At 49.0% G+C, this 12,755-nt stretch carries 6 protein-coding genes; 2 read left to right on the top strand and 4 right to left on the bottom strand.

Translation table 11 applies throughout. The features are described 5' to 3' along the window. Positions 1-73 precede the first annotated feature (73 nt). Positions 74-3,505, top strand: a complete 3,432-nt coding sequence (dnaE, locus tag E4N65_RS07830; RefSeq protein WP_253672636.1) for a DNA polymerase III subunit alpha — start codon at positions 74-76, stop codon at positions 3,503-3,505. Positions 3,506-4,082: 577 nt separating this feature from the next. Here dnaE and E4N65_RS07825 read toward each other — a convergent pair. From E4N65_RS07825 to E4N65_RS07810, 4 genes are all read right to left on the bottom strand, one after another. Further along, positions 4,083-4,730, bottom strand: coding sequence for a M48 family metallopeptidase (locus E4N65_RS07825; protein WP_253672634.1), 648 nt, complete (start codon positions 4,728-4,730; stop codon positions 4,083-4,085). 202 nt (positions 4,731-4,932) lie between these two features. Next, positions 4,933-6,675: a galactose/methyl galactoside ABC transporter permease MglC gene (locus E4N65_RS07820; RefSeq protein WP_253672632.1), complete on the bottom strand. Its 1,743-nt coding sequence runs from the start codon at positions 6,673-6,675 to the stop codon at positions 4,933-4,935. Between the two features lie 17 nt (positions 6,676-6,692). Continuing rightward, entirely contained in the window at positions 6,693-8,186 is a 1,494-nt protein-coding gene (locus E4N65_RS07815) for a sugar ABC transporter ATP-binding protein (RefSeq protein WP_253672630.1), read from the bottom strand. A 302-nt stretch (positions 8,187-8,488) separates the two neighbouring features. Next, positions 8,489-9,700: a substrate-binding domain-containing protein gene (locus tag E4N65_RS07810; protein WP_253672628.1), complete on the bottom strand. Its 1,212-nt coding sequence runs from the start codon at positions 9,698-9,700 to the stop codon at positions 8,489-8,491. A gap of 337 nt (positions 9,701-10,037) precedes the next feature. On the opposite strand from E4N65_RS07810, the gene E4N65_RS07805 reads away from it, so the two are divergent. After that, complete coding sequence (locus tag E4N65_RS07805; protein ID WP_253672626.1) at positions 10,038-12,740, top strand: valine--tRNA ligase; 2,703 nt, start codon at positions 10,038-10,040, stop codon at positions 12,738-12,740. Positions 12,741-12,755: the final 15 nt, after the last annotated feature.

The raw sequence follows: 12,755 nt of genomic DNA, 5'->3' as shown, positions 1-12,755 counted from the left end.
TCGGAGTATACCTAACGGTCATCGTCTTTCGCACCTCTTATCATTTGTCCCCGTTTTTGCTATAGTTTCGGGTATGCCTCAAGATTTTGTTCATTTACACGTGCACTCCGACTATTCGCTGTTGGACGGCGCTTCTTCCATAAAACAACTGGTAACAACCGCTAAGAACCTCGGACAAACAGCCCTCGCGCTGACCGACCACGGCAATATGTTTGCCGCCTTGCGCTTTTTCCGCGAATGTAAGGCGCAGGGGATAAAGCCGGTTATCGGCTGCGAAGTATATGTTGCGAACGGCAGCCGCTTCGGAAAACCGGAGAATACCAATACCGGCGTCCGCAAATACTTTCACCTTATCCTGCTTGCCGAAACCGAAACAGGCTACCGGAATTTGATGGTGCTGTGCTCCAAAGGCTACACCGAGGGGATGTACTATAAACCGCGCATTGACGAGGAGCTGCTGACACAGTATTCGGAGGGGCTTATCTGCCTTTCAGCCTGTCTTGCGGGAGAATTGCCGTCGCTGCTGTTGCAGGGTAAAAAGGCTGAGGCCGAAGCGCATGTCAGACGTTACCGCAGCATATTCGGCATCGACAATTACTTTATCGAGCTGCAAAAGCATGGTATTGCCGACGAGGAGAAGGTTGCGCCGATGCTGATTGAAATGGCACGCAAGATAGGCGTGCCGATGGTGGTAACGAACGATGCTCACTATGCGGAGCAAAAGGATGCGGTTGCGCAGGATATCCTCCTCTGTATCGGCACAAAAAAGAACCGCTCCGACACCAACCGCATGAAGTTTGAAACCGATCAATTCTATCTTAAATCGGCGGAGGAGATGGAACAGTTGTTCCCCGGTTATCCCGAAATGCTGTCCAACACCTGCCGCATCGCGGAGCGCTGTAACTTTGAAATTCCGCAGCCGGGGCCGCTTCTCCCCGTGTATCAAATACCGGAAGATTTTGCGACAAAAGAAGAGTATATCACTCACCTCGTGCACGAGGGATTAAAAAAACGCTACAATCCGGTTACCGAAGAGATGACCCAACGCGCCGACTATGAACTCGGTATTATCATGAAGATGGATTTTGTCGGGTACTTTCTTATCGTATGGGACTTTATCAACTGGGCGAAGGAACACGGCATTCCGGTTGGGCCGGGGCGCGGTTCCGGGGCGGGTTCCATTGTCGCCTACGCGATGCGGATCACCGACATCGACCCGCTCAAATACAAACTGCTGTTTGAGCGCTTCTTAAACCCCGAACGTATTTCCATGCCGGACTTTGACGTTGACTTTTGCTTCGAACGGCGGCAGGAGGTTATCGACTATGTCCGCAGAAAATACGGTGATGAAAGCGTCGGGCAGATTATCACGTTTGGAACATTGAAGCCGAAAGCCGCAATCAAAGATGTCGGGCGGGTATTGGAAATTCCGCTCGGCGAGGTAAATGCCATCACCAAAATGATGCCTTCCGATCCCAAGCTCACGTTCGAAAAAGCTTTTGCGGATGTCCCCGAACTTGCCGAAATGCGCTCCGACCCGCGGTACACGGAGCTTTTTTCCATTGCGGAAAAGCTTGAAGACCTCAACCGGAACACGAGCCTCCATGCGGCGGGTATCGTTATCGGTAAAACGAAGCTGACCGATTATGTACCGCTGTACAAGGATTCCAAGACAGGCAAGACTGCCTCTCAGTTTACGATGGATTTAATAGAAGACTGCGGTTTGGTGAAGATGGACTTTCTCGGGCTAAAAACGCTGACGCTGATTAAGCACACGGAAGACTTGATCAAAAAGCGGGGAGGGGAGTACGCGAACTTCTCCATTGCGCAGATCGATGAACAGGATGCGGCGACATTTAAAATGCTCGGCGAAGGAAAGTCCGCCGCGGTCTTTCAGTTTGAAAGTCAGGGTATGCAGAATATTCTGAAACGCGCAAAGCCCGATAAAATAGAAGATCTCATCGCGTTAAACGCCCTCTACCGTCCCGGGCCGATGGCCTACATCGATCAGTTTATCGAATCGAAATTCGATGCGTCGAAAATTCAATATCCCGACCCTTGCCTCGAAGACATATTGTCGGAAACCTACGGCGTTATCGTCTATCAGGAACAGGTTATGCAGGTAGCGCAGCGTATCGGCGGCTACAGCCTCGGTCAAGCGGACTTGCTGCGGCGTGCAATGGGGAAAAAGAAAAAAGAGGTTATGGAGAAGGAGAAAACGCGGTTTATCGAAGGCGCCGTGAAGAACAATTTTAAGGAAAAAGACGCCGACCGTATCTTTGAAATACTGATTCCGTTTGCCGGTTACGGATTTAACAAGAGCCATGCCGCCGCTTATTCGGTACTGGCGTACCAAACCGCCTATCTCAAGGCGAATTTCCCTGCGGAATTTATGGCGGCGAACCTCACCAACGAGATTACCTCGACGGATAAGCTGCCGGAGTATATCAGTGAAGCGAACAAGATGGGGCTTGCCCTCCACGCGCCCGACATTAATACCTCGGAAGAATATTTTTCGGTCTATGAAGGAGATATCGTATTCGGGCTGCTCGGTATTAAGGGGGTAGGGGAGCAGGCTGCGCGCGATATTGTCGCTGAGCGCACCGCGCACGGCCCCTACAAGTCGTTTATCGATTTTCTCGACCGGCTGGATTTACATACCGTGAATAAAAAGAACTTGGAAGTGCTCATCAAGACGGGGTGCTTCGATAAGCTCGGTCAGAACCGTTCCGAGCTGCTGGATAATCTTGAAGCGGCAATGGCGTTCAGCGCGCAGAAAAAAGCGGGATCGGCAGTCGGTCAAACCAGCCTGTTTGAGGACACCGGCATTAAAGAATTTTCCGATTTTACCTTTAAGCCGGTCAACGATTTGCCGCAAAAGGAAAAGCTCCGTATTGAAAAAGAGCTGATGGGCTTTTATATTTCCGGCCATCCCCTCGATGAGTACAAAAAGGCGATTGACCGCAGCGCTACCTTGGAGCTGATTAATTTCCGGCGTGCACAGAAAGAAAAGCTGTATACCATCGTCGGGATGATTACCGGCATCCGCCCCTATCAGACTAAAAACGGCAAATGGATGGGCTTCGGCACCTTTGAAGACCGTACCGGAACCATCGATTTAACCTTCTTTTCCAAGGTGTGGGAAGAAAACCGCGCCAATGCGCTGCCTGAAACCGTGTGCGGCCTTATCGGGAAAGTAGATTGCTCGCGTGATACGCCGTCGTTCCTCGTTGAATCGATGGTCAGCATCGATGAGCTAAAAGAGCGGTCGATTAAAGAGGTGCACCTTGAGCTTGATCCGCTCATCGAAACCGATTTACAGTTCCAGCCGCTCAAGGATTTCCTCTTCGGCGCGCAAGGCACCTGCGATATTTTCATCCATATTACCGATAACGATACCGTCTATCAAGTGAAAGGCTCTTCGCAGCTGAAAGTATCTTCTTCCGATGAATTTATCGAACAGTTGGGGAAGCAATCTGGCGTTCTCCAAGTCTGGAAAGAATAGCTTTTGCAAATATGCGGGGCATCTACTTCGTTGCTGCGCACAAATTAATCCTCAACGTATCAAAGATACGCCTGCGGTTAATTTGTGCTCGCGCCTCGTATCTGCACCGCCTATTTGCAAAAGCGCTGGACAGGCGGGGCATCTGCGTTGCATTGCCAAAAGTGTACATCCTTGTACACTTTTGGCAGCGAGTTTCAGCATCGCTGAAACATCGCTTCTGATATAACCAGCGGCATCCGTGCCGCTTCTGAAAAATCCTCAACGTACAGTAAGTACGCCTCCGTTTCGCTTTTGCTAAACTCCTTGTATCTGCATCGTCTATTTTCAAAAGGCTAACGGCAAAGTTTCTTTCAACGGGAGCTTACCGGTATGTTCTCATAAGGTGGTTGCAGTCGGGCTTTAATACCCTCATACTACGCCTACGATCTACGCCGCAACATGAGAGGCTTAAAGCCGACTTATGAGAACATACCGGTTGAGGTCAAACTTGCTGCTCTCAAACTTGCTGCTCAAAGACATGCGTGCATTTTGAATGATGCGTTTTTTAAACTTTCCATCTCCTCTGTCTTCGTTGTGTTCATTCCCTACTCTTTTCAACATTTAAAAGACGAGCAGGTAAAAACGGATGAGTTGAACAGATTTCAGTAAACCATACGGCAAAACTTCGGTGTTGCGCTGCGTTTTCAATATAAGTCTGCATATCAACACATTTATAGAGCTTTTTCCCCGAAGCCAACACTAAAAGTCCTGCAACGGCTCCGTTATCGGATAAATCGCTACCAATATTATCGCAGGTAAATTCGCAACTCCGCGAATAGGCCGCCGTTAAAAACGGAATGAAGGAAGATAAAAATGTCCAAAACCGTTTCGTTTGGTGATTCCGTTTAACATGCCCCAATTCATGGCCGATGATGAATTTTAGAGCTTCAATATCGGAGTTGACTAATTCAAAAACATCAGAATAAACCGCAATATAATATTTACCGGAAAACTTTATGGCAAAAGCATTGAGCATGCCGCCGTGTTGAATAACAAACAACGGAGGCATTTTTTTAATGCCCAGTTTTTCAACCATTTCCTTATAAGCGGCAAAAACTTCAGGAAATTGCACATTATTTACTTCTATGCCGTTGCCTTTTAAAAAACCGATCAAAAAGAGCTTTAAAAAAATAATAATTGCAAAAATTACCTTCAGTGCAAAAACATCGCTGCTGCGTGGAACCACCGCCTTCCTTCTGCGAAAAATTTTTAAAATTTTTCGCAATTTATTTCCAAAGCCGAATAAACGTATCAGACGAGTAAACATAAATCGCAAAATCAGGAGATTGGGCAAGCATTTGAACCGCAAAGAGGTTCAACTCTGCTTGAACAGTCCCCTGATTTTGCGGGGATGTAAAAAACGGCCTGATACGTTTATTCGATGCGCTTTATTTTTTCTTCAAATATTTCACGCTGTCGAGGGCGACGGCGGCGATGATGATAAAGCCTTTAAACACGAACTGTAAGTTGGTGTCGATGCCGAGGAAGGTTAGGCAGTACGTTAAACCGGTAAAGATGATAACGCCGAGTACCGCGCCTTCCAGCTTACCGATACCGCCGTTAAACGAAATACCGCCGACTACGCAGGCAGCGATTGCGTCCAGCTCATACCCCTGTCCGGTACCGGCGCTCGCATTTGCCTTAAACGCCTCGAAGAAGGCGCCGAAGCCGTAGAAAATCCCCGCCATAATAAACACGCTCATCGTTACTTTGAATACGCTAATACCGCTCACGCTTGCGGCTTCGGCATTGCCGCCGACCGCGTACATATTCTTGCCGAGTACGGTCTTATTCCAGATAAACCACGCAATCGCAATCGCGATAACCGCAGGGATAATCAGCTTGGGGAAGGTTACCAATTCGCCGCCTACAACGCCGAGCACCCACCGGCCGCCGAAAAAGTCCTTAATACCGGCGTCGATGGAACCGACCGGTGTACCGCTCGTCCCGAAGAACAAGAGACCGTAGATAATCAGCTGAGTCGCGAGCGTCGAAATAAAGGGGTGAATTTTCAGCCACGCTGAAAAGAAGCCTGCAAAAGCGCTGAATATCACACAGAGGATGATGGAAATTCCAAGCGAAAGCACTACCCGTACCGGCATCGCCAGTGCGGTAAAATCCCACGGTCCCATACCGAAGAATGTTACGATATTCGTTCCCGGATGGAGAATTAAACCGGTAACAACCGCACCCATCGCGACCATACGCCCGACGCTCAAGTCCGTACCGGCAAGCAGGATAAGTCCCGCAACACCCAGCGCGTAGAACATACGCACCGAAGATTGTTCCAAAATCGTCAGGATATTGGAAATCGTCAATAAATTGCCGCTTCCCGAAAGCGGAGCCACGATAATACACACCACAAAGAAGATCGCAATCGCAATGTACAATCCGTTGGTCAAAAAGAACTGTGCGGGAGTGAACTTATAGGCGTAATCCTTTAAGCCGAGTTTAAAGTCCTCGGTAAAATTGGTTTTACTGTTACGCAGATGGATATTTTTCTGTACCCGATCAACATACACCTGATGTTTTGCCGTTTTACACTTTCCGAGCGCTGCCTCATACTGATTCTTCGCATCAAAGAGTGCAGACTTAAACGCATTGTTCGCAGCGGTCAATTCCTGCTGTGCTTCCCGCCGTTCTTCCTCGGAGGTTTTGCCCGCAAAAGCAGCAGTAATTTCCTGCTTCTTTTTCTCCGCCGCCTCCGTAATGCTTTGCACTTTCTCCGCGTATTCTTGCTTATACCGCGCTGCCTTTGCATTTTCATTCTTTTTTACTTCCTGCTCAAAAGCATCGGAAAGCGCATTCACCCGCTGTATCGCCTTATGCGTCAGCTCTTTTTCTTCATCTTTATACCGCGCCGCAATGGTCTTAGCCTCTTCAATCTCTTTACGATAGGCTGCAATTCGGGTGTTTTTTTCCTCGGCGCTTATCAATTTATTTTTGCGTACGGCGGCAATCTCCTGCGCCAGTGCGGAAACTTTGTTCACTCCGTTTTTTCGCAATGCATCAAGCCGCTCCGTATACTCGGCAAGAACGGCATCCTCATCCAAGAGCTTTGCCGTATCCGCCTGCGCAATTTGTTCCTGCGTAAACGTGTACTGTGTGCTATGTTCAGGTGTATCTTTCATCCTATCCTCCATTTTGATTATAAGTACCGAGCGGAAAGCCGCAGCAGCGCTTCCTGATCGGTGGTAGCGGTATCGACAATACCGGCAAGGCGGTAGTTCGACATAACGGCAATGCGGTTTGTAATGCCTAAAATTTCCGGCATCTCGCTCGAAACAACGATAATCGTCTTTCCCGCTTTCGCCATATTGATGATAAGCTGATAAATTTCGTACTTAGCGCCAACGTCGATACCGCGGGTCGGCTCATCCAGCAAAAGAATGTCGGGCTGGCGTTCAAGCCACTTGCCGATAATCACCTTCTGCTGATTCCCCCCGCTCAATGCGCTAATCAGCTCATCCGCAGAAACACACTTTGTGTGCATCGTCTTTATTTCACGGTCGGCAGCCTCCTGCATTTTGCGGTTTGACAGCACGCCGAATGTTTTATAGGTTTCAATATTCGCAATAACGGTATTAAATTTAATGGACGCTTTGGCGAACATCCCGTTGAACTTCCGCTCCTCGGTTACCAGCGCGAAGTTATAGTCCATTGCATCCTTGGAATTGGAAAAATGGAGCTTTTTCCCGGCTAAGAGCATCTCGCCCGATGCAATAGTGCGAAGACCGAAGATGCTTTCCAAAAGCTCGCTCCGCCCCGCGCCGACCAGCCCGTACAGCCCGAAAATTTCTCCCTTTTTTACCGTAAAAGAAATATCCTTTAGCTGAGGCTCATAGCGGGTTGTAATATTCCGCACCTCAAAATAATTCTCCCCGACCTCATTATCCACATCGGGGAAGCGCTTTTCCAACGAACGCCCGACCATCGCCGAAATCAATTCATTCATATTCGTATCGTGAATATTCTTTGCCAGCGTCAGCCGCCCGTCGCGCAGCACCGCCACCTCGCTGCATATCTGAAAAATCTCATCCATCTTATGAGAGATATACACAAACGATACGCCCTTCTTGCTTAACGACCTTACAATAGAAAACAGTTTAATCACTTCCGGTTCCGTCAAAGAAGACGTCGGCTCATCCAGCACGATAACCTTCGCATTATACGAAACAGCCTTCGCAATCTCTACCATCTGCCGCTGCGAAACGGACATCGTGCGCATAATCGTGCGTGCATTCACATTCATTTTAAGAGACGCAAACAGCGCATCCGCATCCTTTTGCATCTTCACTTCATTAACCGCGCCGAACCGGACAGGATACCTTCCTAAAAAGAGATTATCCATCACAGTACGGTCAAGGCATTGGTTCAGCTCTTGATGCACCATCGCCACACCGTTTTCAAGCGCATCCTTGGGAGACTTAAAATCGATCAAGTTATTCTCAAGGAAAAAGCGTCCTTCGTCCTTCGCATAAATCCCGAACAGACACTTCATCATCGTCGATTTTCCGGCGCCGTTTTCTCCCATCAGTCCGACAACTGCCCCTCTTTTCACCGTCAAACTGATATTTTCCAATACCTTGTTTTTAGCAAAAGACTTTGAAAGATTTTTAATTTCAAGTACCGTGTCTTCCATAGCTATTCCTTATATGGTTTTTTTCGGTTTCGGAGCGCAAAGCCCCTCTGTAGTGCATTCAACAACTTTTTTCTTCTTTATATCTATTAATTTTTACTATTATTTTGGGCGTTCCCTACTTCAAACGGCAAACGAGGTCTGCCGCTTGAAGTAGGTCGGGCTATTCGCTTGTATCTTTTTAGTGCTTCTGCAAAATCCCGCAGCGCTTCTCCTCGCGTCGAAGGCTGCCGTTACAATACACCGGCACTAAAAAGGATACCGCTTCTATCCCTAACACTGACAGGATGTCAGGAGTTTCCTATTTAGTACTTCAGCTTGCCGGTGTAGTCTGCGCCGGAGTTGGTCTTTACCATATTGACGGCGAATGCGTCAAAGTTGTTCAGGTTGGTAAAGCGATCCAAGCAGCTGGACTCGTTTTGTCCGTCGCCCTGTACGATGGTCAGGTCGATGTTCAAAAGCGGAGCGTAGTATTTGAGTGCCGGAACATACGAAGACGAAAGGAAGTTATCGGCAGAGTTGTAGATTGTCAACAACACCTTTTTCTTATCGGCCTGTGTCTGCTTGATGCCCATGTCGCGGCTGCCGCCGGAGTAGTTCTGCCAGTTTTCGGCATTTACGCCTGAGTTTTCCGCCATAACGGCTTTTACGTCTGCCCAGTACTGTACGGGTGCGGTGATCTTATTGCCGTATTTGTCGGCGACGGAGATACCCTTGGTGTATACGTCCTCTCCGGTTAACCCATCGAGCAAGTTGCGTAATACCTGCAGCGTTGCGGTTGCCTGTGCGTCTACGTTCTGAGAAACGGTTCCCGAAAGTTTGCCGTTTCCGATTGCTTCGATCGCGTCTGCGTTTGCGTCATACCCGAAAATCGGAACACCTGCCGGATAGTTTGAAGCCTGTAAACAGCCCATTGCCATACCGTCGTTGTTGGAAACAACCATGTCGATCTGGTCTGCAAATTTGGTTGCCCAGCCGCCCATTGCTTCGGTTGCGGCGTTTGCATTCCATGTAGAACCGTCGGTTCCGGTCATTGCCTTTCCTTCAAGCTCAACAACTTTTAAGGTTTTTCCCGCAATGGTGATTGAACCTGCCTGAACTGCTCCCGGATCGGTGGAACCAGCCCAGGTACCGAGCGCCCGTCTAATACCTTCCGTTCTCGCCTTGGAATCGTTATGTCCGACGTCGCCGATGCACAGTACATAGCCCAAAACACCGTCGCCGTTGCGGTCGATCGAAGCATCAGCCTTCGCAAGGAAGTCCATAATCAATGCCCCTTGAACGGCACCGCCGCCTGCAGCGTCAAAACCGACATAGTAGGTCTTGTCGTTCCAGTTCATCGTCGTCATGTCGATTGCACCGGTCGTCGGATCGGACGGCTGCCGGTTAAAGAATACGAGCGGCTTATCCTTGTTGAGCGTCGCGGTGCTTTTCCCGCCGCAGCTTGCAAGAACCAAGAGGCTGCACGCCAGTACAGCCAATACAACTTTGTGAGATACTTTTGAAACATAGTTCATAGATATCTGCCTCCTCAAAATAAGTCATGCTTAACAGTGGCCCCGTTTTTGGGAAGCCAAAGCTAAGCCTCCGTATCTAACAGTTTTACCATTATTTACGGCTCACTGCCAGTACAATTCCGTATTATACTATATAAGTGCAAAATTTTCAAAATATTTTTTTATTTTTAATAGCACAATATGCAAAGCGAATGCATTGGAAACCGAATTTTAATGAAACAGGATGAATTGATTAGCTGCTTGCCCGCACACAACTTACCGCATACCCTTGAACGATAACCGAAAAATAACTAAAATATTTACTTATTGTAGAAAAACGAAGCAGGAGATTGGCGTCATGGAAGACATATTGCACACGATAGAATTGGAAAAAGCATATAATCCTAAGGATTTTGAAGATAGGGTCTATGCGGATTGGGAGAAGCAGGGCTGTTTTAAGCCGGTAAAAAAGACTGATGGTACCGGCAGATATGTCGTCGCCATTCCTCCCCCCAATGTAACCGGTGTTCTCCACATGGGACACGGTTTAAACAACGTGCTGCAGGATGTCGTTGTCCGCTACCACCGCATGAAGGGGGATGAAACGCTCTGGATACCCGGTACCGACCATGCCGGTATCGCAACGCAAAATGTGGTTGAACGCCAGCTAAAGGCAGAAGGCAAAACACGGCACGACCTCGGACGGGAAGCCTTTCTTAAACGCACGTGGGAGGTCAAAGAAAAGCACCACTCGATTATCACCAATCAGCTGCGTAAAATCGGTGCTTCCGTCGATTGGTCTCGGGAACGGTTTACGATGGACGAAGGGCTTTCCCATGCCGTCCGTACCGTATTCGTTACCCTCTATGAACGCGGGCTTATCTACCGCGGCAACTATCTGGTGAACTGGTGTCCTTCCTGCGGTACTGCGCTTGCGGACGATGAGGTCGACCATGAGGAGACCAAAGGGGGAATGTATCATATTCTGTACCCCCTCGCCGATGAAAACGGTACCCCTTCCGCGTCGGAATATATCGAAATAGCGACAACCCGTCCCGAAACGCTTTTGGGCGATACCGCGGTTGCCGTACACCCTGACGATCCCCGCTATACTCATTTAATAGGAAAGAAACTCGTGCTTCCCCTGACCGGCCGCTGTATCCCGATTGTTGCAGACAGCTATGTCGATAAGGAATTCGGGACGGGCGCCGTAAAAATAACCCCTGCCCACGACCCCAATGACTGGGAAGTCGGCAAGCGGCACAATCTCGAAGTTATCAATATATTAAACCCTGACGGTACGCTCAATGCGGCTGTACCCAAAAAATACCGCGGCATGACGGTGAAAGCCGCCCGTGAAGCGGTTATCGCCGATTTGGAAACGGCAGGTTTGTTTAAAGAGAAAGAAAACATTAAACATGCCGTAGGGCATTGCTACCGCTGTCACAGTGTCGTAGAGCCGTATCTTTCGGAGCAATGGTTTGTCAAAATGAAGCCGCTCGCAGACAAGGCACTTGCCGCGTGGAAAAAAGGCGAACTCGTGTTCTATCCGCAAAAATGGGAAAACACCTACAGTCATTGGATGGAAAACATTCGCGATTGGTGTATTTCGCGGCAGCTGTGGTGGGGGCATCGGATTCCGGTGTGGTATTGCCAAGACTGCGGTAAGATGACTGTTTCGGTAAAAGATGTAACCGAATGCCCCCACTGTAAGAGCGCCGCCCTCAAGCAGGATAGCGATGTGCTCGACACGTGGTTTTCAAGCTGGCTGTGGCCGTTCTCGACGCTCGGCTGGCCTGAAAACACCGAAGATTTACAGCACTATTACCCAACCTCCGCCGTTATCACCGCCCATGATATTATCTTCTTCTGGGTTGCCCGTATGATTATGGCGGCGCTGGAGTTTACCGGCACCGTTCCCTTCCGCGATGTTTATCTGCATGACTTAGTGCGCGATAAACAAGGACGCAAGATGTCCAAATCGCTCGGTAACGGTATCGATCCGCTGAATATTATCGACGAGTACGGAGCCGACGCTCTTAAATTTACGCTCACCTTTATGTGCACGCAGGGGCAGGATATTCTTATCGACAACGAATCCTTTAAACTCGGCTCCCGCTTTGCCAATAAAATCTGGAATGCTTCGCGCTATATCTTAGGAAACCTCGAAGGGCGGCGCATTGTTCCCGTTTCCGCCTCTGAATTAACCGAGCTTGACCGATGGATTTACCATACCCTCAACGAAACGGTTAAAAATGTGCGGGCAGCCTTTGAAGGGTACCGCTATAACGAGGTAGGGCACGGCATTTATGAATTCTTCTGGAATAACTTTTGCGACTGGTATGTTGAAGGGACAAAACTTTCCTATAAGAGCGGAGATGATGCGGAAAAAGACCGCATAACTTCGGTGCTGCTTGCTGTTTTGGAGGAATCGCTCCGGCTGCTGCACCCCGTGCTGCCCTTCGTTACCGAAGAAATCTATCGCAAACTCCCCGACCACTGTGCCGCCGGAGCTTCACACCGTGCGGAGGCGCTGATAACCGCCGATTATCCCGTCTATTGCGAAGAACGCATCGATACAGCAGCTGCTGCGCGCTTTACTGCGCTGCAAAATATCGTACGGCTTATCCGCGCGCTCCGGGCGGAATGCGGTATCGATCCTCAGCTCAAGCTGCATATTGTGCTCTATATCGAAGCAGGTTCCCCCGCATCCGCCGCGTTTGAGAATATCGATTTAATTAAGCTATTGGCGGGACTCGCGGATATCGCGTTTATCGAAACCCTCGCCGATAAACCTGCAAATTCCATCGGGACGGTAGGAGCCGGCTTTGAAGCATTCATCATTACCGGAACCGAGGTAGACCGCAGTCAATTGGCTGCACGCTTTACCAAAGAACTCGAAAAAGAAAAACAGGCGGTGTCCCGTTTAACGGCAAAGCTCTCTAATGCAAATTTTACGGATCATGCTCCTGCTGAGGTTGTCGAAGGGGAAAGAGAAAAGCTGCGCCAAGCGGAACGGCTGATTGAAAAGTTCACGCTCTATTTGCAAGACCTCGTATAACGAAAAAAGGATAAG

This window comes from Treponema sp. OMZ 855 (assembly GCF_024181145.1).
Lineage (GTDB): Bacteria > Spirochaetota > Spirochaetia > Treponematales > Treponemataceae > Treponema.
The sequence above is the reverse complement of the archived record's forward strand: the minus strand, read 5'-3'. Positions and strand labels throughout refer to the sequence as shown.